Raw genomic sequence first — 23285 nt, 5'->3', positions numbered from 1 at the left:
TGGAGGGCCGTGCATATTCCCGCTGCCGCCGGCCTCCCGGCTACTCCCGGGTGTCGAGCGCGTCCAGAGCTGCCACGTCCTCGGCCGACAGCTCGAAGTCGACGTCGGCGTTCTCCTGGATGCGGCCAGGGGTGGTGGACTTCGGCAGCGGCAGGATGTCCTTCTCCAGCAGGTACCGGATGCTCACCTGCGCGACCGACCTGCCGTACTTCTCGGCGATCACGGCGATGTCGCGGTTGCCGAGCAGTCGTCCGGTCGCGAGAGGCGAGTAGCCCTCCACGAGGATGTCGCGCTCCCCGCAGAAGGCGGTCGTCTCCCGCTGGGTGTTCCCCACGAACCAGCGGATCTGGTTCGCGTGGGGCACCACTTCCGCGGCGCCGAGCAGCGACTCCAGATCGGCCACGTCGAAGTTGCTGACGCCGATCGAACGGGTGCGTCCCTCCTCGTACAGCTCCTCGAAGACCTTCCAGACCTCGATGTTGCCGGCGCGGCGATCGCGGTCCACGGCCACGGTGCGTGGATGAGGTACAGATCGATCGGCCCCAGGTCGAGCAGCGCGGTGGAACGCTCGAAGGCGTGACGGGCACCGTCCTCGTCCTTCACCTCGGCCGGGCACTTCGTGGTGATGAAGATGTCCTCCCGCGGGATTCCGCTGTCGCGCACCGCACGCCCGACGCTCGCCTCGTTGCCGTAGGCGCGCGCCGTGTCGATATGCCGGTAGCCGGCATCCAGCGCCGTGCGAACCGAGTCGTAGGTCTGCGAGCCCTCCGGGATCTGCCAGGTGCCGAATCCGATCTTCGGGATGGCGACGCCGTTGGAGAGCGTGAAGGTGTCGGTCAGTGCGGGCATGGGCTGGTCCTCTCGTGGGATGCGGCGCCGCACATCGTAGCCCCGCCTGCCGGTCTCGGCACCCGATCCTTCGCCGAGAGCACCGGCTCCACTGCCCGGGACGCGAGCGTACAGTCCTGAGCATGACCGCTCGCACCCTGCTTCTGATCCGTCACGGCGAGAGCACGGCGAACGTCGCGGCGGCCGCCGCGGAGGCGGCCAACGTGGACGTGATCCCCGTCGAGGCCCGGGATGCGGACGTCACCCTCTCGTCGCTGGGCGAGCTGCAGGCCGGTGCGCTGGGCGCCCGCCTGCGGGACGTCCTCCCCCGGGACGCCGTCGTGTACAGCTCGCCGTACCGCCGTGCCGTCGAGACCGCGCAGCTCGCGCTCGGCGCGGACGTGATCCTCCGGATCGACGAGCGCCTGCGCGACCGCGAGCTCGGCATCCTGGACCGGCTGACGGCGGTCGGGGTGGAGCGCCGGCTGCCGCTGGAGGCCGAACGGCGGCGGTGGACGGGCAAGTTCTACTACCGGCCGCCGGGCGGCGAGGCCTGGACGGACGTGGCGCTGCGCCTGCGGTCCTTCCTGCGCGATGTGCCGGGCGACCCGGACGGGACCGTCGTCGTCTTCGCGCACGACGCCGTGGTCAGCCTGTTCCTCTACGTGATGCTGCGGATGACGGAGGCCCAGCTCGCCGAGCACCTGCTGACGCATCCGATCGCGAACGCGTCGATCACGGAGCTGCGATTCGACGGACGCGACTGGAGCCTCCACACGTTCGCCGACGACGCGCACCTCGCCGCCGCCGGGCTCCCGGCGACCGAGCACCCCGGGGAGGCGCGAGCGGATGCGTGAACGGCGACGCGACGCCCATCCGGTCGCCGAGCGGGTGACACCGGAACTGCTGCGCGGGTGGCCGCTCCCGGAGCCCGCCGGCACCAAGAAGACGCGGGGGGAGGTCGTGGTGGTCGGCGGTGCACTCCGCTCCCCCGGCGCGGCTCTGCTCGCCGGCCGGGCGGCGCTGCGCGTCGGCGCCGGACGCCTGACGCTCGCCGTGAGTGCGTCCGTGGCGGCGCAGGTGGCCGTCGCGCTTCCGGAGTCCGGCGTCGTCCCGCTCACCATGACCTCCACCGGAAGCGTCCGCGGCGCCGGGATCCGCGACGCATCCCGGGACCTGGCCGGCGCGGATGCGGTGCTCATCGGGCCGGGGCTGGACGACCCCACCGAGACGGCGCGGCTGCTTCCGCGAGCGGCGCGAGCGATCGGTCGCGACACGGTCCTCGTCCTCGACGCCTTCGCGCTGGGCGTCCTCGCCGGGCACCCGCGGCTCGCGGGCGACGGTCCGCGCATCCTCACCCCGAACCTCGAGGAGGCGAGACGGCTGCTCGGGCGCGAGCCGGACGACCTCGGGGCGGACACGGTGGAGCTCGCGCACCGGTATCGCGCCGTCGTCTCCTGCTTCGGTCGCGTGGCCTCCCCCGACGGACGCCTGCTGGCGGACCGCGACGGCGACGCGGGCCTGGGCACTTCCGGCAGCGGCGACGCCCTCGCCGGAGCGATCACGGGTCTCGCCGCCCGAGGCGCGGAACCGCTTCAGGCGGCGGTCTGGGGAACGTACCTCCACACCGCCGCGGGCGATGCACTGAGCGAGCGCCTCGGCCGCGTGGGGTTCCTCGCGTCGGAGATCGTCGACGGCCTCACCGCGCAGCTCGACGCGCTGTGCTGATCTGCTCTCCGGAGGTCGGGCGGTCGTGGCGTCCGGGCCGTCGTGGCGTCCGGGCGGCCCGAGCGTGCGGGGGGCCGGACCGGTCGCCCCGGTGTCTATCCGCACGTCGACCGGCGGGTCTACTCTCAGCGCACGTCAGGCTCGTCGAGCCGGACGTCGAGAGAGGAAATCCGACCATGGACTGGAACTTCTGGACCGTCATCTGGCTCTTCTTCTGGAGCTTCGCCTTCGTGGCCTATCTGTTCGCTCTGTTCGCGATCATCGGCGACCTGTTCCGTGACCGCAAGCTCAACGGGTGGTGGAAGGCAATCTGGATCATCTTCCTCCTCTTCGTGCCGTTCCTGACCGCACTGGTGTACCTGATCGCCCGCGGAGCCGGAATGGCGGAGCGCAGCCAGAGGGAGTCGCAGCGCGCGCAGAGCGCGACCGACGACTACATCCGTCAGGTCGCCGCGGCCGGCCCCGCCGACGAGATCGCCAAAGCGAAGGCGCTCGTGGATGCCGGAGCCATCACGCCCGAAGAGTTCGCCCAGCTGAAGGCGCGCGCGCTGTCCGGCCAGACCGCACCTGCAGGCCGGTACGCCGCGGGCCCGTCGACGCCGCCGCCGGCAGCGCCGACGGTCTGAGCGCAGCGGTCCGGCGATCGTCGTGACCGACCCGATGCCGAGCGCGACGGAGCAGCCCGCTCCGCGACCGGGCCCGCTCCGCCGCCTGCTCGGCGGCAGCAGGTCTCGCCGGGCGGAGCCCTCCGCTCCGCCCGGCCCTGACGCGGAGCAGTCCGCGGGCGCCCTGGGACGCGGCGTACGCATCCTGCTCGGACTCGCCGCTGCGGTGGTGGTCTCCTTCGGGATGGCGGCGATCGGCAACATCCTCGCCCCGGCCCTCCTGGCCCTGGTGCTCACGATCTGCGCCCAGCCGGTACGGGTCTGGCTGGAACGGCACGGCACGTCGCAGGGGCTCGCGACCGGAGCCGTCGGCCTCACCCTGTTCGCGCTGCTGGCCGGTTTCATCGCGATCCTGTGGATCGCAACGGCCCAGTTCATCGGGATGCTGCCCGACTACAAGCCCCAGCTCGAACAGGCGGGCGCGCAGTTCGCCTCCTGGCTGCAGAGTCTCGGCGTGGGGCCGGACCAGGTCGCGCAGATCAAGGCCGGGTTCGATCCGGCCGGTTTCCTGTCGTTCTTCTCCGGTGCCCTGGGGAACGCGCTCGGGATCGTCGGGCTGCTGGTCATCGTGCTGACCATGCTCATCCTGATGCCCGCCGACGCGGCGTACGCACCCACCCTGCTCCGGCAGCTGGAGCCGACGCAACCCAACCTGGTGTTCGCGATCAGCGGTTTCGCGCACTCCGTCCGTCGCTACATGGTCGTCACGACGCTGCTCGGGCTCGCACAGGGCGCCATCGACGGCATCGCGCTGTGGCTGCTGGGCGTACCGGCCCCGCTCCTGTGGGCGATCCTGGCGTTCCTGTGCAGCTTCATCCCGAACGTCGGCTACTTCATCGCGCTGGTGCCGCCGCTCGTCTTCGGTTACCTGACCGGCGGCTGGGGCACGGTGATCGCCGTGATCATCGTGTACGGCGTCATCAACGCGATCGTCCAGTCGGTGGTCCAGCCGAAGGTGGTCGGAAACGCGGTCGCCCTCAGCCAGACGCTGACCTTCTTCTCGGTCCTGTTCTGGGCGGTCGTGCTCGGGCCGATCGGCGCGATCCTGGCCATCCCGCTCACGCTGCTGGCCCGGGCGGTGCTCGTCGACTCCGATCCGCACGCGCGGCGGTGGCGGCCGGCGATCGGCGACCTGGCCGTCACCCGGGAGCTGATGAGAAGCGAGTCGGAGGCGCGTCGCACCGAACGGCATCGCGCGAAGGGAGGACGAAACGGCTAGCGCGATCGGGCAGATCCTTCCGCTGGCCCTCGGAATCGCGATCAGCCCCATCCCGATCATCGCGGCCATCCTGATGCTGCTGTCGCCCACGGCCCGGGGCTCCAGCGTCGGCTTCCTGATCGGCTGGCTTCTGGGAATCGTGGTGGCCGTCGTCGTCTTCATACTGCTGTCGTCGCTCATCCCGGAGAAGGACCCGAACGCGAGCCAGCCGATCACCGGGACCATCGAACTGGTGCTCGGCCTCCTCCTGCTCCTCCTGGCGCTCCGTCAGTGGCGCTCCCGGCCACGGGGCGGTGACGAACCCGCACTGCCCGCGTGGATGGGCGCCATCGACTCGATGACGGCCGCCCGCGCGCTGGTCCTCGGATTCCTCCTCGCCGCGGTCAATCCGAAGAACCTGCTTCTCGCGGTCGCCGCAGGAGCCGTGATCTCCTCGGCCGGACTCGATTTCGGCGCGGCGGCTGGAGTGGTGGCGATCTACACCGTCGTCGCGGCCCTCTCGGTCGGCATCCCGATCGTCGCGTATCTCGTCGCCGCCGAACAGATGCGCGCGCCGCTCGCCGCCCTGCGCGAGTGGCTCGTCCACAACAACGCGACGGTCATGGCTGTGATGCTGCTCATCTTCGGAGTGCAGCTCATCGGAAAAGGGATCGCCAGCTTCTAGGCGGAGTCACTCCCAGGTCACGCATTCGCTGTGTACAGCGATCCCCAGGATTTTCGTACTGGCGGCGAAGTGAAGCCCGGCGCCGTGCGGAAGGTCGACGTTGATGGAGCGGCCCCTGGTCTCATCGAGGGCCGGCGGCCCGATCTGCCGGATCGTGTAGCCGAGCCCTTCCCAGTAGCTGCGCACCATCTCGGTCAGAGCATCGGGATCGAACCGGGCAGACGGGTCCGCGTCTTGCCACACGGCGACATCGTACTGGCCCGTTGTCGCCTCGTTGTCGCAGGGACCCCAATCCCATGCATCTCGTTGCTCCTGGTTGGCAGGATCGAAAACCACCGGCGGAGTCCCTGAATCGAGCCATTCACCGCCGATGAGTTGGGCGACGGCTTGGGCCTTTTCGAGGGTTTCGTCGAGGAGTTGGGGTTTGGTCTTGGTGGAGAGTCCGTCAAACGGTGTGTTGACGCCGGGATGGGGCACGGGTCCTCCTAGGTAGACGCAGCCCGTCAGTGTGAGGGCGACGGTCAGGGTTATGGTGGCACGGATGCCGCGGGTGGGGTTCATTGTTTACCTTCGGCGAGGCAGGCGGTGGCGTTGTGGGAGCAATCAACCTGCGCTGTATCCGCGACAGTCATTCCGACTCGGTCCACGTTTTCGTGCCTTCGCGCCGCCTGATCACTCCCATTTGACGCATTCGCCATGCACCCAGATGGCTAACGCTTCTGTGCTGGCAGAGAACTCCAGGCTGGCACTGTGCGGAAGGTCGACAGAGATGGAACGGCCCCTGGTCGCGTCCTGGGCCGGGGGACCGATTTGCCGGATCGTGTAACCGAGGCCTTCCCAGTAGTTGCGCACTTTCTCGCCGAGTGATTCCGGATGATATTGAGTCGAGGGATCAGCGCGTTGCACCACGAACACGGAATACTGGCCCGTTGTTGCCTCGTTGTCGCAGGGACCCCAATCCCATGCGTCTCGTTGTTCCTGGTTGGCAGGATCGAAAACCACCGGCGGAGTCCCTGAATCGAGCCATTCACCGCCATGAGTTGGGCGACGGCTTGGGCCTTTTCGAGGGTTTCGTCGAGGAGTTGGGGTTTGGTCTTGGTGGAGAGTCCGTCAAACGGTGTGTTGACGCCGGGATGGGGCACGGGTCCTCCTAGGTAGACGCAGCCCGTCAGTGTGAGGGCGACGGTCAGGGTTATGGTGGCACGGATGCTGCGGGTGGGGTTCATTGTGCGCGGCTACGGTGCGACCGGCAGGTGCTCAAAGGGGTGCATGGGATTGAAGGCCACGCCACCGTTGATGTTGCCGTCCAAGCCGAGCGTTGCTGCGGCGGTGTTGTGGAGGGCTTCGGTGTCGTTGTCGAAGTAGCCGTGGCCGGAGGTTGCGTGCGGTTCGAGAAGACTGCCACGGTCAGGGCCGTGTCCGAGGGTGTCGTGGCCGTCGGTGGGTTGGAGGTGCTGGGCCGGGTCTCCTTCAGACGAGTAGACCCCGGAACCGTATTGGCCGTCGCGCGGGTCAACCCTGCCCGAGCCGAACCGGCCCAGATCGGCGACTCCGTCGCGTGAGGATTGTGTCGCGTACACGTGCTGGGTGCCGCCATCCACATGCAGGTTCTTCACACTCTGGAACCCGCCTTCTACCCCGGCCGACGCGACGAACACCACCGACTGCACATTGTGGATGAGATCACCGACCGCGTTGCTCACCACAGTGGTGCCATAGGAGTGCCCGACGACCCCGGTGTAAGGGTGCGGGTTCCCGCCGAGGACGGTGTCGGCCGCCCACTGCCCTTCCAATTCTGCCCTCAACCGGCGGGCAGCGGCTTTCGCGTTGTCGCCATGGAGCACGTCCGTGTTCCCGCTGACGGGCGGGGCGTACCCGATCCACGCCACCACCATGTGCGGCAAACCGTCCATGTACATCTGTTTGTTGTAAAGGTTGACGCCGGCCTCGGTCCAGCCCTTCATGCGTCCCGGTTCGCCGAGTCCGCTGTCCATGCCGGGGACCATCCAGGTGACTTTGCCGCATGCCTCGGCACGGGTATCACCGATCGCGACAGCGGCCAGGGGTGGGTCGTGCCGGAGGTTGTAGGACAGCAGCCCGCGCGCCGGCTTCTGCGCTTTGGCGAGTCTCTCGTAGTCCGCCGCTGAACCGCCCGGGATCTTCTTCAGGCCGAGGGCAGCCAGGATGTCCTTGAGGGTCTTGCCTCTGGCGGAGTCGGGGTTGATGGTCGGGTCGTTCAGGTCGCGCTGCAACTGGATGGCGTTGGCGTGGATGCGAGAGTCCGCATCCAGCCCGGGCAGGTTGCCGATGATGTCCGGCGCGGCCTGGCACCACTGTTCCCGAACCTCCGGGCTCAGGTTCTTCCACCAACCCGCCACGGCCCCCGGCGGCGGCGGGTTGTCCCAGAACTTCTGCGCCAGCGCGGGGTCTCGGCCGAAGAGGAGCGCCAACTCCCGCGGGCTCAGCTCGGTCAGCATTTCCATGAGCTCGTCGGCGGGGTCCACCAGCGGAATGAGTTTCGCGTAGGCGTCGATCGTCGTAACGAAGTCATCCAGCTGCCCCGGCGCGATCGGAGACATTGCGCCGTCGAGGGTGGCCTCCAGCGACTGCACGAAGACCCCCTCCTCCGCGGAGTACTCCTCCTCGGCGGCCTCCGCCGTGAACTTCGCCTGCCTCAACCGCGCGTACGCATCCTCCAGCTGGGTGTGCGCGTTGCGGAGCTCGAGGTTCGCCGTCTCGGCGTGGCGGCGCGCCGCCGCGACCTCCGACCCTGTCGGGACATGCGTGCCGGCGGGCGGGATCGTGGTCGCATACTGCCTCTGCGCCGACTCCAGCCGAGTCAGCGCCGCCAGCAGGGACGCATGCTCCGTGGTCAGCAGGCCGATCGACGCCTCCGCGACCGCGATCTCCTCCAGCGCCTCCACCGCTTCCAGCAACGCAGCATCCGCTGCGCCCTGCTGGCTCCACATCGCCGACGCCCACCGGTGCGACACGTCCCGGGCGGCGGAGAAGCGGGTCGACGCCGACCGGCACGCGCGGCTGACTGTGTCCAGCCGCTCCGCGAAGACAACCGCCGCCTCACCGGACCAATGGGGCTCGCCCACCAGTTCCAGCACCTCGTCCAGCCGGTCCGCCCGGTACCAGAGCCACTCGGCCGTCGAGCCGAAATCCTTTGACCGCCACACGACGGCGTCCACATCTCCCGGCGTCGGATCATCATCCAGCCCGAGAGGAGACCAATCCGTCAGACTAGAACGCACGAGGCGCCTCGAAACCGAACGCCGCAGCGCTCTCCGCATCACGCTGCTCATACACATCCGCCGCCGAGACCAGCGCCGAGCGCAAAGAATCGACACTCTCGCCCACCGTCGACAAAGCCGGATGCCAATAGGCGTCGAATTGCTCGAATGCACCCATCGAGCCGGGAGCGCCGAGGCTGCCGGGCGCAGGGTGAGGACTCCAGCGTTCGACATTCGCCTGCTGCAACGACTCTCCGCCGCGCCGCAATCGGTCAGGATCGACCTGGACTCTTCTGCTCACGCGGCTCCAATCACAACACGGGAAGATGGCTGCGACGTTAGCAGAAGAACTCAAATGCAATAGGCCTCGTCAGCGTGTTCTACACGCTTGATGCTCCTGATCTATCCGAACAGGAGGCCAAAGTTTGAGGCGCTGCGGCCACGAAGCGGCCAGCTATCGCCATTCGTTGGAGACGTTTGCGGCGAAGGGGGCGATATCAGGATGCCCGCGCTGCCACCGCCAGGTCGCTTCCGCCCTCTACGGTGAGCCGCCGCCCCATGCGGACCAGCTGCGGTTCCTCGGTGAACGCACCGGCGAACAGCGCCTCGCCTTTGCGGAAGCCGGGCGACTGCTCCAGCAGGTGCCGCGGGACGAAGCCGAACACGTCCGCCAGCTCGGCCAGGTCGCGCGGCGAGTTCATCCGCATCAGCCCGAGGTTGTCGCACTGCGAGAGCACGTTCGGGTGGATCTTCGTCGGCCGCTGGGTCGACAGGAACAGCCACAGCCCGAACTTGCGCCCCTCGGCGGCGATCTGGATGAGCAGCTCCGTCAGCTTCGCCTCCACGCTCGAGCGGGGGATGGGCGGACAGAAGTTGTGCGCCTCGTCGATGACGATGAGCAGCGGCCGGCGCTCCATCCGGCGCTCCCACAGGTGCTCGAGGACGCCCAGCGCCGCAGCCTGCGGCTCGCCCGGATGCGAGAATCCGCCGACATCGAGGACGATCGCCCGGGGTCGCTCGTCGAGAGCATCCGTCACGGAGGTCGCACCCATCGCCCACAGCGGCCAGTCGAGGATCTGCAGGTTGTCGATCCGCAAGCCCAGCCGACGCTGCGCCGGATCGTCGGAGCCCACGAGGGCCGCGAGGAACCGGTCCCGCTCGAAGCGGTCCGGACCCAGGCGCAGGTGCAGCAGGGCGTTGTACTCCTCGCTGTCTTCGATGGGGTCGAGCCGGCCGACGGCCGCCTTCGAGCTCACGCTCAGGTCGACGAACCGGATGTGGAGCTGCGGATCGCGGACCGTGCTCGAATGGAGCACCCGGATGTCGAGATCTGCCCAGCGCGCCGCCTCCTCGGCGCCGACCTCGTCTCGCGTGCGGCCCAGCTCCGCGAAGTCGGCGTTCGGGTCGAGCACGCCGACCGGCAACTCCGTCTGCAGCAGCAGCTGCTCCAGGACCACCCCGAGCGCGTAGGTCTTGCCCGACCCGCTCTGACCGCACCAGAACGTGTGCCGGTTCAGGCGCGAGCCGTCGATGACGGCGGGCCGTTCCGGCCCCTCCACCGTGGTGCCGACCGCCAACGGGATCATCGCGTCGCCTCCGAATCCGGCCAACCTGCATCCGACCTGTGCGGCCGATGCTAGCGCTGCCGATCACCTCCCGGACAGGGACCGATCCGACCCCCTCCGTCGTCCACAACTCCCGCCCCACCGTCGAGTCCACGAAGACTGCACGCGACACGCCGTCTCAACGTGCAGTCTTCGTGGACTCGACGGTGGGGGGCTCGAGGGGTGGGGCGGGAATCATTGTGAGGGGGTGGGGGTTGGGACGGTCATGACGACTATCGGTTTCATCGGTTCAGGACATATCGGATCCCAGCTCGCGCGCCTCGCTGTCGCACGGGGCTACGACGTCGTGCTCAGCAACTCGCGCGGCCCGGCGACCCTGAGTGCCCTCGTGGACGAGCTCGGCGACCGTGCGCGCGCAGGGACGCCCGCGGAAGCCGCGGCGGCCGGCGACCTCGTGGTGGTGACCACCCCTCTCGCGGCCGAGGCCACGCTGCCCGTGGACGAGCTGGCGGGAAAGATCGTCATCGACACGAACAACTACTACCCGCAGCGCGACGGGCACATCGCGGAGCTGGACGACGAGTCCACGACCGTTGCCGAGCGCCTGCAGAAGCGGCTGGCGGCATCGAAGGTCGTCAAGGCGTTCAACCATATCGGGGCGGCAGAGCTCACCTCGCAGAGCTTGCCGACGGGGACGCCCGGCCGTCGCGCTCTCATCGTCGCCGGAGACGACGCCGGCGCCCGGGAGCGCGTCGCCGCGCTGATCGACGAGTTCGGCTTCGATCCGGTGGATCTCGGGCCCCTCTCGGAAGGCTGGCGGGCTCAGCGCGACCACCCGGCCTACGGGCCGCGTTTCGACGTCGCGGGCATTCGTGAGGCGCTCGCCGCGGCGACGCGCTGACCGAGCGTCGAGGATCGGCGCACAGGCGGGTCATGGGGCTGTCCCGACCGCCGGATTGCTGCCTTTCGCTCAGGTGATGGGCGGATTAGCGTGCGGATGCGATGCGTTCCTCCTTCGCAGAAAGAGTCGGTCACGTCAGTAGCACGCACGAAGACGGCGAGGACGGTGTTCATCACCGTCCTCGCCGTCGGCGTCGCCGGACTCATCATCGGAGTCCTGGGCGCCCTCCGCATCCTCGCCCCCGCCACCCAGACGGTGCTCGACCTCCGCGGAAACCAGGTGCACGTCGATCCGGGTACCCTCCCCTCTGCGAGGACGCAGGAGGCCATGAAGGCCGACCCCGACATCGGGCAACGCCTCAAGGTCCCCTCCGTCGGCCTGAATGTCAGGCTCGGGGAGCTCAGCGAAGCCGACGGCACCATCACCCCGCCCGGGTTCGACTCCGCCTACCTCGTCCGCAACCTGGGCGCCTCGCTCGATCACCCCGGACAAGGCACCCTGTACGTGGTCGCCCATTCCGTCCGCGGCGGCGGCATCGGGCCCGGCAACTACCTCATCGACGTCGAGCACGGCACCGCCCGGGTCGAACCCGGTGCCACCGTGCAGGTGGGCGAACACACCTACGTCGTCACCGGCTCGAAGACCATCGAGAAAGACCGGCTCCCCGAGGATCCGTCCATCTGGGCGAACACCCCGCGCCGGCTCGTCCTCATCACCTGCCTCCAGCAACGCTCCGGCGCCCCCTCGACCGACAACCTGATCATCACCGCCACGCTGCACTAGACCGGCATCCCGCCCAGGGAGCCCACGACGGTCGACGAGATTACCTGCGCGGAGGGCCGCGACCAGCCGCCGCCGCTCCCCCGGGGCGGCGGCGGTTCGACGCTGGGCTCAGCCGGCGCTCTCGACGGTGACGAGCTCCACCGCCGCGGCCCTCCCGTCGGCGTCGGCCGCGGCCTGCGACGACAGGAGGCTGCCCGCGACGAAGGCCACGGCCGCGAACACGAGCGCGACGACGAGGTCACTCCACTCGGTCGGGCTGAGGTGCTGCAGCAGCCCGCCGGCGCCTTCTCGCGCGTCGGAGGCATCGGGTGCCAGCAGCAGCCCGAGGGCGATTCCCGTCACGGCGAGGGAGAAGCCCAGCACGTACCACGCGATTTCTTTCACATGCCTAGCCAACCGCGCCCACGGGGACGGCTGTAGAGGCTTGTGCGGGCAAGCCATCGCGTGCTAAAGACGGCGCATCCCTCCGCCCCCTGTACATCCGCTCAGGAACGCAACACAATGACATGACATGAGCCATCCTCACGTGATCCGCACGCCGGACCAGCGGCTGCGGATCTTCGTCTCCTCCACCCTGCAGGAGCTCGCCGCCGAGCGGCGTGCAGCCCGGACCGCCATCGAACGGCTCCACCTCGCGCCTGTCATGTTCGAGCTCGGGGCGCGGCCGCATCCACCTCGGGAGCTCTACCGGGCGTACCTCGACCAGAGCGATGTCTTCATCGGCGTCTACTGGGAACGCTACGGCTGGGTCGCGCCCGACGAGGAGGTCTCCGGGCTCGAGGACGAGTACAACCTCTGCCCTGAAGGACTGCCGCGGCTGCTCTACGTGAAGAGTCCGGCCGAGAACCGGGAGCAGCGGCTCGCCAGGCTCCTGGCCCGCATCCGCGACGACGACCGTGCCGCCTACAAGTACTTCGAGAGCCCCAGGGAGCTCGCGCAGCTGATCGAGAACGACCTCGCCACGCTGCTCGCCGAGCGATTCGATCAGAGCCGGGCTCTCGTCTCGGCCGAGGTGGCGAGCGACGCCGACCGCGTGGTCGAGCCGGTGCGGCTGCCGGTTCCGCTGACCGGTCTGGTCGGGCGCGACGGCGACATCGCCGCTGTCGCGGATCGACTCGAGCACGGCACGCGGCTCCTGACCCTCGCCGGGCCGGGCGGGATCGGAAAGAGCCGGTTGGCCATCGCCGCCGCCCGCGCCGCCGCACAGACGTTCGAGGATGGCGCGGTGTTCGTCGATCTCTCGGCGGTCCACGATCCCCCGCGCGTGCCCAACCGCATCGCACAGGCGCTGGGGGTGCGCGACACGGGCGACGCGCCCATCCTGGACAACCTGGTGACGGCGCTGCGCGACCGGCGCATCCTGCTCGTGCTCGACAACTTCGAGCAGGTCCTCGGCGCCGCGCCGCTGCTCACCGGACTCCTCGCCGACGCGCCGGGACTGTCCCTCCTCGTCACCAGCCGGACGCTCCTCCGGGTGAGCGCCGAGCAGAGCCACGAGGTGGGTCCGCTGGCCGAGGACTCCTCGGTGAGCCTGTTCGTCGAGCGCGCCCACGCGGTGAAGCCCGACTTCGAGATCACCCCGGAGAACAGGGATGCGGTGGCCCGCGTCTGCACCGCCCTCGACGGCGTCCCGCTGGCCATCGAGTTGGCCGCTGCGCGCATCCGGGTGCTCTCCCCCGCCGAACTGCTCGAGCGGATCGACCGTCGCCTCTCCGTGCTGGTCGGCGGCTCGCGCGATCTCCCCGAGCGGCAGCAGACCATCCGGCGCACCATCGAGTGGAGCACCCAGCTGCTCGCCCCGGAGCAGCGGCGGCTGCTGACACGACTGGGCGTCTTCGAGGGCGGCTTCACCCTCGAGGCGGCGGAGTTCGCCGGGGCCGATGACGGCGACGGCGATGTGCTCAGCGATCTCGCCGCTCTGGTCGACTCCAGCCTCGTCGCCCAGCACGACACCGACGACCGTCCGCGCTTCACCATGCAGGCGATCGTCCGCGAGTACGCGCGAGAGCAGCTGCGGAGCGAAGGCGGCCTCCAGCGCGCCCGGGACGCCCACGCGCGCTACTTCATCGACCTCGGCTCCCGCGCCCGCGTTCCGCTGAAGGGCGGCGGGCAGCGCGAGTGGATGCAGCGGCTCGGCGACGAGCGCGACAACCTGCGGGCGGCCGAACGGTACCTGCTCGATGCGCGCGACTGGGACCGCGCTGCGCAGCTCGCCTTCAACCTGTTCCTCTACTTCTGGGTCATCGGCCTGCTCGGCGAGGTCCGCACCTGGATGGACGAGCCGCTCGGGTCCGGAGACCCGCTGCACGACCGGACGCGCGCCATCGCGCTCTACTTCACACGCACCATCCGTTTCTGGAAGGACCCGGACGGGCGCGTGGCGGCCGACCTCGCAGAGAGCGCCGACCTGTTCCGCCGCTGCGCCGATCGTTCCGGCGAGGCGATGGCGCAGATCTCGCTCGCGCTCGCCCTCCTCGCGGGCGACGACCCGGACACCGCGCGAGCGGCGGAGGTGATGCAGCGCAGCATCCAGCTGTTCCGGGAGACCGGGGATGTCTGGGGCGAGTCGATGGCGCTCGTGCTGCTCGGCCGGGTGGCGCTGCTGGAGCAGCGGTTGCGCAGGGCGTTCGAGCGTTTCGACGAGTCGCTCGCGCTCACGCAGAGCGGAGAGGATGCCGTCGGGGGCCGGATCGCTGCGTACCACCTCGGCTGGGCGCACCTTCTGCTCGGTTCACCGGAGGATGCCCGGAAGGACTTCGCGCTCAGTGTCACCCTCTCGACGTCGCTGGGCCACATCGAGGGGATCGCCTATGGGCTGGAGGGGATGGCAGCGGTCGCGGCCGTCGGCGGCGACGTCGACCGAGCCGGGCGGCTCGCCGGCGCCGCCCACGCGCTGCGCGAGCGGTCGGGAACCCACAACGGGCCGACGTTCACCTTCCACCAGCGGTACTTGGACCGGCTGGCCGCCACAGCACCCTCCGGCCGGCTCGCGGCGGCGGTGGCCGAGGGCAGGGAGCTGACCGTCGAGCAGGCCGTGGCCGAAGCTCTGACCGGCACCGGCCTCCCGAACGCGGGACGGGACGTCAGCGCGCCGAGGGCGGGCGGAGTTCCGACTCCTCCATGACGAGCATCCCGGAGGCCCGGGCGGCCGTCTGGATCATCGCCTCGATCCAGTCCTTGTTCAGCGTCGGCACCTTCGAACCGGAGTAGAAGATGTGCAGGGGGACGCCGTTGTCGACCCAGATCGTGTGACGGCCGCTGCCGAGCTCGGCGGCCACGGGCCAGGTGAGGAAGAAGTTCTCGCCGCGGCGGAGCTTCGTGCTGATCGCGATCTGCATGTGGAACAGAAGACGGTCGTCGAGCTCGAAGCTCTCGCCGTCGTAACGGAGGGTGCCCACGGAAGCCTTTCTTCTGGTCGTACTCGCGCGCGTCCGGCGCTGCTGAGAGCCTAGTCGCACGGGATACGGGTGTATCGTGACCGCGCGATAGTGTTCTACAGCATCACCACCGAAAGGAACAGCAGATGATCGTTCACCGCCTCACGGTCGACGGCAAGGACTACTTCCTTCCCGATCCGGTGGACGAGCTGCGCGCGAAGATCCTCGAGGCGGTGCGGGCCGGCGGCGGCTACGTCACCATTCCCCCGCTGCGGGGCGGCCCGGGCGTCGATGTGCTGTTCTCCCCCGGCATGCCGGTCACGTGGGCGCAGATCGAGGTGGACCCGCCTGCACCACGCGCGGAAGAGCCGCGCGTGGACATCGACTCCTTCGACGCCCTCTAGTCCGGAGGTACCGGCTCGTCCGCCCGCGGGCGGATGCGACCGCTCAGGATCCGTGCGAGCGCGAGCGATACCACGCGAGCAGCGCCGACGCGCGCTGGGGCTTGGCGATCCAGTAGCCCTGCGCACGATCGCAGCCGGCGGCGGCCAAGCGGTCGAGCTGCTTGCCTCGCTCCACCCCTTCACCGACGACACGGATACCGCGACGGTGCGCCTCGTCGATGATCTGAGCCACTTCGCCGGCCCGGTGGTCCGCCTGCACCAGGCTCTTGTCGAGCTTCAGCTCACGGGCGCGCAACGCTTCGGCCCGGGAGAACGACGAGTGGCCGATGCCGAAATCGTCCACCGAGATCGTGACCCCGGCCGCCGTGAGCGCCTCCAGCGGTGCGGCCACCCGGTCGGGATGCGCGATGCGGTGACTCTCGGTGACCTCGATGGTGAGCGTGGCCGGGTCGCACCTGCCGGTCGAGAACGCACCGTCGAACATGTCGTAGAGGGACGGATCCTCGAGCTGCGTCGCGGAGACGTTCACGGCGACGTCGATGGTGCAGCCGGGGATGTACTCAGCGGTGACATCGGAGACCACCCGCGCCGTCAGCAGCGGGAGCAGGCCGGACTTCTGCGCCACGTCGACGAACACGTCCGGCGAGATCGCCCCGCGCCGGGGATGCGTCCAGCGCGCGAGCGCCTCGACCCCGACGACCGTGCCTGTGGAGACGTCGATCTGCGGCTGATAGGCGACGGTGACCTGGCGCTGCGCCAGCGCGATCTGGAAATCGCGGGCGAAGTCCTCGAGGGTCCCGTCCACCAACGTCATCTTCTGGATGATCCCCACGGTCACCCGGATTGTCAACTTTCCCACGCCCCCTTGCGCGAATGAGGGTTGTACCGCTAGCGGGCTCTGTGCCGGCGGCGCGCGCCCGCGGCGATGCCCAGGCAGGTCGCCGCGGCCGCCCCCGCGATGACGGCGACCACCAGATCCACCGCCTGGACGGTCGGCGAGGTGGCGCTGCCGAGCGGCGCGAGCAGCAGGACGATGGCTGCGAGCGCGATCGCACCGGCGAAGGCCCCCGCCCCCGACAGATTCCCCATCGCCGTTCCCCCTCCGAATGCCCGACGATCGCAGCATAGCCAGCGGATGCGGACGCCGACAGAAGGTCGACGGCCTGTTCACCGATTCGTCACCTGGGGGTGGGGCGTCTCGCCACGTTCCAGCATCGCGACGAGCTTCTGCAGCCGGTTCGCGCGGCTGGTGGCGCTCGGAGCGGTGACGACGCGGTGGAGGACGGCGAACCGGTTCTGCTTGTTCAGGCGCTCGAACGTGGCGGCCGCAGCGGGGTTCGCGGTGAGCGCAGCGGTCAGATCGTCCGGCACCTGGATGGTGGAGGAGCCGGCATAGGCACGGTCCCACCGGCCGTCGGCCTTCGCCCGGTCGATCTCCGCCTGCCCCCGGGGTCGCATGCGCCCTTCGGCGGCGAGAGCCGCGACGAGGCCGATGTTGCGCTCCGACCAGAGCGAGGCCGTGCGGCGCGGCGTGAAGCGCTGCAGGAACGTCGCGGCGTCCCGTCCGCGCTTCTGGCCGTCGATCCATCCGCTGCAGAGCGCCTCGGCGAGAGCCTGCCCGTAGGTCAGCGAGGTCGGGTCTGCGACGCCCTTCTTCGCGAGCACCAGCCAGACGCCATCCGACGTCTCCTCGTTCGCATCGAGCCACTGCCGCCACGCGGCGGCATCGGTGACGATCAGCAGGTCGGAGTCGGTGTCTGGCTGCGGCATGCCCCCCACTATTCCGCACCCCTCCGACACCGGCTCACGCAGGGGACGACGGCTCCAGACGACCGCCGTCCGCCGTGGCCTGGAGGTCGCGGATCAGCGACTGCGCGTCGTAGGGTCCGCTATGACGGCGCCCGTTGATGAAGAACGTCGGAACGGCGGTGATGTCCATCGCCTCCGCGTCGAGCATGTCGTCCCGGACGCGCGCGGCCACCTCGGCCGAGCGGAGGTCGGCCTCGAAGCGCTCCACATCGAGGCCGAGCTCCCGGGCGCGACGCACGATGTCCGAGGGCAACTGGTTCTCCTGGTCGGCGAACAGGCTGCGCTCGAACTCGAAGAACTTGCCCTGCCGGGAAGCGGCCTCCGAGGCTTCGGCCGCCGCGAGCGCGTTCGGGTGGAACCGGGTCAGGGGCGCGTGCCTCCAGACGTAACGCAATCCGTCCCCGAGCTCGCGCTGCACCTCGACAACGGAGCCGGTCGCCTTGAGGCAGAACCCGCACTGGAAGTCGCCGTACTCGACGATCTCGAACGGCGCATCCATCGATCCGAAGATGTGGTCGCGGTCGGGATCGACCGGCCGGAGGAGAGTGGTCCCCACCTCCTCCTTCGGCCGGCGGGCGTCGGAGATCCGGAAGATCAGCGTGGCGACGAGGAACCCCACCACCGTGGCGGCGAGCACACCGACGCGCGCAGCGTTCTGCATGGCCGCGCCGGGGATCGCGAGATCGACGATGAACAGCGAGATGGTGAACCCGATCCCGCAGAGTGCGGCTCCTCCGGCGAGCCGGTCGAGAGCGAGCCCCGGGCCGAACTCGCCGACCCGGAGCAGCCGCAGGAGCGCCGCTGAACCGAAGACGCCGACGAACTTGCCCACCACGAGACCGACCAGCACGCCCCACGCGATCGGGGACACCAGAGCGCCCAGGAGGATGTCGCCGTTCAGCCGCACTCCCGCGTTGGCGAGCGCGAACAGCGGAAGCACGACGTAGGCCACGTACGGCGACCAGGCCGACTGCAGCCGCTCGTTGATGGAGATGGACTCGCGGAGGCTGTTGGCCGCAGCGCGCGCGTACTCGGTGTTCGGCGACTGCCGGAACGTGCGTGCGAGGTCGAGGGCGTGCTCCACGTCGATCCGGTTGGGCCGGTACACGGGGATCAGGAGGGCGATCGCGACGCCGGCGAGCGTCGGATGCACGCCCGAGGCGAGGAAGGCGAGCCACACGACGATCGCCAGGGTCGCGTACACCGGCCCCCGGCCGCCCCGCAGATAGCGCGTGAAGTAGACGCCGACGAGCCCGAGGGCCGCCACGATCAGCGGCAGCGGGGTGAAGTGCTGCGTGTACACGAGGGCGATGATGGTCAGCGCGCCGATGTCATCCACGACGGCCAGGGCGAGCAGGAAGACCCGGAGGCGGCCGGTCGCGCGCGGGCCGATCAGCGCGAGCGCACCGACGAGGAACGCCGTATCGGTCGAGATCACCACTCCCCAGGCGTGCTCGAGTCCGGTGCCCAGCGTGAACAGGACGTAGATCACCGCCGGCACCGCGAGCCCGAACACCGCGGCGACCACCGGGACGACTGCACGCGACCAGCTGGTGAGCTCGCCGATGGCGAACTCCCTCCGCACCTCCAGGCCCACCGTGAAGAAGAAGAGGGCCATGAGCGCGTCGTTGACCAGCGCGTGGAGGGTGAAGTCGAGGTGCAGGTCGCCGACGCCGAAGGTGAGATGCGTCTCCCAGAACTGCTCGTATCCGGTGAAGGAGATGTTCGCCCACACGATCGCGACGATCGTCGCCAGCAGCAGCAGCAACGCGCCCAGCCGGCTCCGTCCGACGGCGCGGAAGCGCTCGGCGATGGTCGGCCGCCGATCGCGGGACTGACCGACGTTCTCGGGATCGGGTGAACGCTGGATGAGGGTGAGCGGAATGGTCACCGCTCCATCCTCGCGCTTCGCGGCGGTCGCCGGGAAGTGGAAGCGGGATGCCTTGCCGCGAGCGCCGGCTGGTGGCACCGTTCATGGCGGACGCGAACGGCTGGATGACCGAACCGGGAGGAGCGAGCATGGCGAAGCAGAAGAAGCTGGAGAAGGCGGCCGCACAGGCGATGGAGGCCGCGGAGGAGGCGGTCGCGGAGGCGAAGAAGGCTGCCGAGAAGCTCGATGCGAAGAAGGCGAAGAAGCGGGCTCGCGAACTGGAGCAGCAGCTGGCCGACCTTGCGGGACGGTCGGGCGCATCCGGTGCGGCGGAGGGTTCCGGTGCGGCGGGCGGGTCCGGCGATGCGGAGGGCTCCGGCGATCGCCGGGACGCATCCGAAGGCGCCGACCTCACCCCGCCCCTCCCCTCGGTCCGCGACGACACCGTGGAGGACACGGCCGAGTACGCCGGGTCGGCCACCACATCCACTCCGCACGACCCCGCACTCGACCGGCTGACCGTGCAGGCGCTGCGGGACGCGGCACGCGCCAGGGGCTTGCGCAATGTGACGCACCTCACGAAAGGACAGCTGATCGAGCGGCTCAGCGAGTGACCGGGCGGGACGTTCGGCGAATCATCCGGTGGATCGGGCCACTCAGCGAGCGGGGGTTACGGTGGCAGTCACGGAAGGAGACCACGTGGACGACGAGGCACTCGAGGTGACGGAGCAGGACCCCGACACGCAAGCCCAGCCGCACGGCCGGATGCAAGCCCGGACGCAAACCGGGACGGCTGCGGCCCGAGGCGAGGACGGCCTGCCGGGCGACGCCGCGCCGGACGACGCTCTGCCGGAGCACGCCGCGCCGGACGACGCCCTGCCGGAGGACGCCCTCGCCGAGATGGAGGAGATCACCTACGACGAGCAGCTGTACCCCGCCCGTCCCCGCCGCCTGCGTCCCCGCACCAACCTGCGCGGCGGCAGCATCCGCCGCACGTTCTCCGACCCGCGCGCCGCCAATGGCCAGAACCCGGCCTATGTCGAGTGGCTCGTCCGCCAGTCCATGCTGAAGGATGCGGACGTACTGAGCCGCCAGCTGTCCGGCTCCCCGAGCATGTGGCGCAATCCGTACGCGCGGCCGGACGCCCGGCGTGCCGTGTCCACGTCCGATGTGTGGTTCACGGCGTATCCGATCTCGCTCATCACCCGGCCCGGGGAGTCGTTCCTCAGCGCTCTCGCCGACCCCGATCTGTGGACGGCGTTCGAGCGGATCGGGATCAACGGCATCCACACCGGCCCGGTGAAGCGTGCGGGCGGTATCCGCGGGTGGCAGGAGACGCCGAGCGTCGACGGGCACTTCGACCGCATCGGCACGCAGATCGACCCCGCCTTCGGCGACGAGGACACCTTCCGCCGGATGACGGACGTCGCGGAGGAGCACGGCGGCAGCGTCATCGACGACATCGTGCCGGGCCACACCGGAAAGGGCGCCGACTTCCGGCTCGCCGAGCTGGCGTACAAGGACTACCCGGGCATCTACCACATGGTCGAGATCCCGCCCGATGAGTGGCACCTGCTCCCCGAGGTTCCCGAAGGCCGCGACTCGGTCAACCTGGACGAGTCGACGGAGGCCGCCTTGGCCGCGCGCGGCTACATCATCGGCGAGCTCCAGCGCGTCATCTTCTTCGCCCCGGGCGTGAAGGAGACCAACTGGAGCGTCACGGCCCCGGTGATCGGCGTCGACGGTGTCACCCGCCGCTGGGTGTACCTGCACTACTTCAAGGAGGGCCAGCCGTCGGTGAACTGGCTGGATCCCACCTTCTCGGGGATGCGGCTGGTGATCGGCGACGCGCTGCACTCGCTCGGGGACCTCGGCACGAGCGCCCTGCGACTCGATGCGAACGGCTTCCTCGGCGTGGAGAAGAGCGCGGAGGGGCTGCCGGCCTGGTCGGAGGGACACCCGCTGTCGCACGCCGCCAACCACATCATCGCGAGCATGGTCCGCAAGGTCGGCGGCTTCACCTTCCAGGAGCTGAACCTGACCGTGGAGGACATCCGAGACACCGCGGCCGTCGGTGCGGACCTGTCCTACGACTTCATCAACCGGCCCGCCTACCACCACGCCCTGGCGACCGGCGACACCGAGTTCCTGCGGCTGACGCTCCGGACCTCGCTGGAGCTGGGAGTGGAGCCGGCCGTCCTCGTCCACGGGATGCAGAACCACGACGAGCTCACGTACGAGCTGGTGCACTGGGCGACGCTGCACCAGAACGACGTCTACACGTTCCGCGGCGAGGAGATCACGGGCGGCGAGCTGGCGCACAGCATCCGCCAGGACCTCGTCCGCGCGATCACCGAGCCGACAGCCGACTACAACCTGGTGTTCACGACGAACGGCATCGCCTGCACGACGGCGTCGCTCATCGCCGCGACCCAGGGCCACGCGACGCTCGACTCCATCCAGGAGGCCGACGTCCCGGCCATCCGGGATGCGCACCTGCTTCTCGCCGCGTTCAACGCCTGGCAGCCGGGCGTGTTCGCCCTGTCCGGCTGGGATCTGCTCGGCGCGCTGACGGTCCCGCGCTCGGAGGTGGCCGACCTCATCGCCGAAGGCGATACGCGCTGGGTGGAGCGCGGAGCGCACGACCTGCTGGGCATCGCCCCGGACGCGCAGCGATCCCCGTCCGGGATGCCGCGGGCGCGTTCCCTGTACGGCAGCCTGCCCGAGCAGCTGCGACAGCGCGGCTCCTTCGCGAGCCGCCTGCGCGAGCTGTTGCGCATCCGCACCCGCTGGGGCATCGCGACCGCGCGGCAGGTGGACGTGCCCGACGTCGCGCATCCCGGGATGCTGGTCATGGTCCACGAGCTGGAGTCGCTGGATGACCAGGGCCTGCCGGTCGTGCAGCTGACGGTGCTCAACATGACCGCCACCCCGCTCGACGGCACGGTGCGGTCGGAGGCGCTCCCCCACCGCGCCACGGTGACGGATGCGGCCGACGGCAACGAGGTCGGGGTGGTGGACGACCTGGCGAGCTTCCCGCTGAGCATCCCCGCCTACGGCGCCCGCTTCCTCATCCTGCGGCGCACCCCCGCCGACGCCTGACCCCCGCCGACGCCGGACCCCCACCGTCGAGTCCACGAAGATTGCACGCTGTCGCGGCGTTTCGCGTGCAATCTGTGCGGACTCGATGGTGGGGCTTGGGGCGCATGAGTGGGGGGCGTCTTCCGCGTCGTCGCGACGCCGGTGTCACAGGGCTGGGGCATCTGGCTTCGCGCGGCGGACGACAGCATCATTCACAGCTTCGGGCTCGGGTTTCCGCCGGGAACGCCGTTCCTCCCGGACGTGCTCGACCTGCTCGGCCCGATCCTCAACCTGCAGTACGGCCTGGCCTACCACGGCCCGGAGTCGTGGGATGAGCTCGGCGACCACTGGTCAGCGGTGGTCTACGAATTCACGCCCCGCTGAGCCCGGGTCAGGCGTCGATGTCCTCCGTCGTCGCTGTGCGTTGCAGCGGCTGCAGCCGTGTGAGTTGGGTGACGTGCTGGGGGCCGAGCTCGGCGAGGGAGCGCACCTGCAGGAGTTTCATGGTGCGCACCAGTTGGTCGGTGAGGATCTGGATGGTGCGATCCACACCGGCGCGCCCGCCGGCCATCAACCCGTAGAGGTAAGCACGGCCGATCAGGGTGAACTTCGCACCCAACGCGTACGCGGCGATGATGTCCGCACCGTTCATGATCCCGGTATCGATCGCGACCTCCGTGTGCTGTCCGACCTCGCGCACCACCGACGGGAGCAGGTGGAACGGGACCGGCGCCCGGTCCAGCTGCCGGCCGCCGTGGTTGGAGAGCACGATCCCATCCACCCCGGCATCCACCAGGGCCTTCGCATCCTGAACCGTCTGCACCCCCTTGACCACCAGCTTCCCCGGCCACATCCCCCGGATGACCTTCAGGTCCTCGAAATCGATCGACGGGTCCATCGCCGCGTTCAACAGATCACCGACCGTGCCACCGGTCTGGGACAGCGACGCGAACTCCAGCTTCGGAGTGGTCAGGAAATCGAACCACCACCACGGCCGCGGGATCGCATTCAGGATCGTGCCCACCGTCAGCTGCGGCGGAATGGAGAACCCGTTGCGCTTATCCCGCAACCGCGCCCCCGCCACCGGGGTGTCCACCGTGAAGAACAGGGTGTCGAACCCCGCCGCCGCAGCCCGCTCCACCAGACCATAGG

General features: G+C 69.6%; 25 protein-coding genes and 1 pseudogene. 12 read left to right on the top strand and 14 right to left on the bottom strand.

What is annotated here, in order from left to right:
• Positions 1 to 40: 40 nt before the first annotated feature.
• Positions 41 to 511, bottom strand: a complete 471-nt coding sequence (locus BM287_RS18180; RefSeq protein WP_254780667.1) for an aldo/keto reductase — start codon at positions 509 to 511, stop codon at positions 41 to 43.
• Positions 512 to 552: 41 nt separating this feature from the next.
• Positions 553 to 849, bottom strand: a pseudogene (locus BM287_RS18175) (aldo/keto reductase); the annotation flags it as partial.
• Positions 850 to 971: 122 nt separating this feature from the next.
• Here BM287_RS18175 and BM287_RS03720 point away from each other — a divergent pair.
• From BM287_RS03720 to BM287_RS03700, 5 genes are all read left to right on the top strand, one after another.
• Complete coding sequence (locus tag BM287_RS03720; RefSeq protein ID WP_090036107.1) at positions 972 to 1685, top strand: histidine phosphatase family protein; 714 nt, start codon at positions 972 to 974, stop codon at positions 1683 to 1685.
• A complete protein-coding gene (locus tag BM287_RS03715; RefSeq protein WP_090036105.1) occupies positions 1678 to 2556 on the top strand; it encodes an NAD(P)H-hydrate dehydratase in 879 nt (292 codons plus the stop codon). The genes BM287_RS03720 and BM287_RS03715 overlap by 8 nt, the downstream gene beginning before the upstream one ends.
• 176 nt (positions 2557 to 2732) lie before the next feature.
• Positions 2733 to 3182, top strand: a complete 450-nt coding sequence (locus BM287_RS03710) for an SHOCT domain-containing protein (RefSeq protein ID WP_090036103.1) — start codon at positions 2733 to 2735, stop codon at positions 3180 to 3182.
• Between the two features lie 22 nt (positions 3183 to 3204).
• Positions 3205 to 4440 (top strand): AI-2E family transporter, encoded by a 1236-nt coding sequence (locus BM287_RS03705; RefSeq protein WP_244527867.1) that lies wholly within the window; start codon positions 3205 to 3207, stop codon positions 4438 to 4440.
• Positions 4412 to 5104: a GAP family protein gene (locus BM287_RS03700; RefSeq protein ID WP_170857429.1), complete on the top strand. Its 693-nt coding sequence runs from the start codon at positions 4412 to 4414 to the stop codon at positions 5102 to 5104. The genes BM287_RS03705 and BM287_RS03700 overlap by 29 nt, the downstream gene beginning before the upstream one ends.
• A 6-nt stretch (positions 5105 to 5110) precedes the next feature.
• On the opposite strand, the gene BM287_RS03695 is transcribed toward BM287_RS03700, so the two are convergent.
• From BM287_RS03695 to BM287_RS03685, 5 genes are all read right to left on the bottom strand, one after another.
• Positions 5111 to 5665 carry a hypothetical protein gene (locus BM287_RS03695; RefSeq protein ID WP_139230615.1) on the bottom strand — a complete coding sequence of 185 codons (555 nt, stop codon included), beginning with the start codon at positions 5663 to 5665 and terminating at the stop codon, positions 5111 to 5113.
• Between the two features lie 111 nt (positions 5666 to 5776).
• Positions 5777 to 6106 (bottom strand): hypothetical protein, encoded by a 330-nt coding sequence (locus BM287_RS17465; RefSeq protein ID WP_139230614.1) that lies wholly within the window; start codon positions 6104 to 6106, stop codon positions 5777 to 5779.
• 233 nt (positions 6107 to 6339) lie between these two features.
• On the bottom strand, positions 6340 to 8289 hold the full coding sequence (locus BM287_RS03690; protein ID WP_170857420.1) for an alpha/beta hydrolase: 1950 nt from the start codon (positions 8287 to 8289) through the stop codon (positions 6340 to 6342).
• 64 nt (positions 8290 to 8353) lie between these two features.
• Positions 8354 to 8644, bottom strand: coding sequence for a WXG100 family type VII secretion target (locus tag BM287_RS17765; RefSeq protein ID WP_170857419.1), 291 nt, complete (start codon positions 8642 to 8644; stop codon positions 8354 to 8356).
• Between the two features lie 196 nt (positions 8645 to 8840).
• Positions 8841 to 9929: an ATP-binding protein gene (locus BM287_RS03685; RefSeq protein ID WP_090036503.1), complete on the bottom strand. Its 1089-nt coding sequence runs from the start codon at positions 9927 to 9929 to the stop codon at positions 8841 to 8843.
• Positions 9930 to 10173: 244 nt separating this feature from the next.
• Between BM287_RS03685 and BM287_RS03680 the strand changes: the two genes are divergently transcribed.
• Both BM287_RS03680 and BM287_RS03675 read left to right on the top strand, forming a co-directional pair.
• Positions 10174 to 10809 (top strand): NADPH-dependent F420 reductase, encoded by a 636-nt coding sequence (locus BM287_RS03680; protein WP_090036097.1) that lies wholly within the window; start codon positions 10174 to 10176, stop codon positions 10807 to 10809.
• 165 nt (positions 10810 to 10974) lie between these two features.
• Positions 10975 to 11592 carry a class F sortase gene (locus tag BM287_RS03675; RefSeq protein ID WP_090036095.1) on the top strand — a complete coding sequence of 206 codons (618 nt, stop codon included), beginning with the start codon at positions 10975 to 10977 and terminating at the stop codon, positions 11590 to 11592.
• A 108-nt stretch (positions 11593 to 11700) separates the two neighbouring features.
• On the opposite strand, the gene BM287_RS03670 is transcribed toward BM287_RS03675, so the two are convergent.
• Positions 11701 to 11976: a hypothetical protein gene (locus tag BM287_RS03670; protein WP_090036093.1), complete on the bottom strand. Its 276-nt coding sequence runs from the start codon at positions 11974 to 11976 to the stop codon at positions 11701 to 11703.
• A 127-nt stretch (positions 11977 to 12103) separates the two neighbouring features.
• Between BM287_RS03670 and BM287_RS03665 the strand changes: the two genes are divergently transcribed.
• On the top strand, positions 12104 to 14716 hold the full coding sequence (locus BM287_RS03665; protein WP_090036090.1) for a DUF4062 domain-containing protein: 2613 nt from the start codon (positions 12104 to 12106) through the stop codon (positions 14714 to 14716).
• Here BM287_RS03665 and BM287_RS03660 read toward each other — a convergent pair.
• Positions 14676 to 14990, bottom strand: a complete 315-nt coding sequence (locus BM287_RS03660) for a DUF7882 family protein (protein ID WP_090036089.1) — start codon at positions 14988 to 14990, stop codon at positions 14676 to 14678. The genes BM287_RS03665 and BM287_RS03660 overlap by 41 nt on opposite strands.
• A 125-nt stretch (positions 14991 to 15115) precedes the next feature.
• On the opposite strand from BM287_RS03660, the gene BM287_RS03655 reads away from it, so the two are divergent.
• Positions 15116 to 15373 (top strand): hypothetical protein, encoded by a 258-nt coding sequence (locus BM287_RS03655; protein ID WP_090036087.1) that lies wholly within the window; start codon positions 15116 to 15118, stop codon positions 15371 to 15373.
• Positions 15374 to 15416: 43 nt separating this feature from the next.
• Here BM287_RS03655 and BM287_RS03650 read toward each other — a convergent pair whose 3' ends face one another.
• The 4 genes from BM287_RS03650 to nhaA all read right to left on the bottom strand — a co-directional run bounded on the left by BM287_RS03650 (position 15417) and on the right by nhaA (position 19073).
• A complete protein-coding gene (locus BM287_RS03650) occupies positions 15417 to 16232 on the bottom strand; it encodes an EAL domain-containing protein (RefSeq protein ID WP_244527865.1) in 816 nt (271 codons plus the stop codon).
• A 29-nt stretch (positions 16233 to 16261) separates the two neighbouring features.
• Positions 16262 to 16462 carry a hypothetical protein gene (locus BM287_RS03645; protein ID WP_090036085.1) on the bottom strand — a complete coding sequence of 67 codons (201 nt, stop codon included), beginning with the start codon at positions 16460 to 16462 and terminating at the stop codon, positions 16262 to 16264.
• A 78-nt stretch (positions 16463 to 16540) separates the two neighbouring features.
• On the bottom strand, positions 16541 to 17143 hold the full coding sequence (locus BM287_RS03640) for a YdeI/OmpD-associated family protein (RefSeq protein WP_090036083.1): 603 nt from the start codon (positions 17141 to 17143) through the stop codon (positions 16541 to 16543).
• A gap of 34 nt (positions 17144 to 17177) precedes the next feature.
• Complete coding sequence (gene nhaA / locus BM287_RS03635) at positions 17178 to 19073, bottom strand: Na+/H+ antiporter NhaA (protein WP_090036081.1); 1896 nt, start codon at positions 19071 to 19073, stop codon at positions 17178 to 17180.
• A 128-nt stretch (positions 19074 to 19201) separates the two neighbouring features.
• Between nhaA and BM287_RS03630 the strand changes: the two genes are divergently transcribed.
• The 3 genes from BM287_RS03630 to BM287_RS03620 all read left to right on the top strand — a co-directional run bounded on the left by BM287_RS03630 (position 19202) and on the right by BM287_RS03620 (position 22517).
• Positions 19202 to 19666 carry a hypothetical protein gene (locus BM287_RS03630; protein WP_090036499.1) on the top strand — a complete coding sequence of 155 codons (465 nt, stop codon included), beginning with the start codon at positions 19202 to 19204 and terminating at the stop codon, positions 19664 to 19666.
• Positions 19667 to 19952: 286 nt separating this feature from the next.
• Positions 19953 to 22154 (top strand): maltose alpha-D-glucosyltransferase, encoded by a 2202-nt coding sequence (treS, locus tag BM287_RS03625; protein ID WP_090036498.1) that lies wholly within the window; start codon positions 19953 to 19955, stop codon positions 22152 to 22154.
• A gap of 108 nt (positions 22155 to 22262) precedes the next feature.
• On the top strand, positions 22263 to 22517 hold the full coding sequence (locus tag BM287_RS03620) for a hypothetical protein (protein WP_090036079.1): 255 nt from the start codon (positions 22263 to 22265) through the stop codon (positions 22515 to 22517).
• A 7-nt stretch (positions 22518 to 22524) separates the two neighbouring features.
• Here the strand turns inward: BM287_RS03620 and BM287_RS03615 are convergent.
• Positions 22525 to 23285, bottom strand: a 761-nt coding sequence (locus tag BM287_RS03615; RefSeq protein ID WP_139230613.1) for an alpha-hydroxy acid oxidase, incomplete at its 5' end; no start/stop codon positions are given.

Source organism: Leifsonia sp. CL147, assembly GCF_900114565.1.
GTDB lineage: Bacteria > Actinomycetota > Actinomycetes > Actinomycetales > Microbacteriaceae > Leifsonia.
This window is presented reverse-complemented; position numbering and strand designations above follow the sequence as displayed.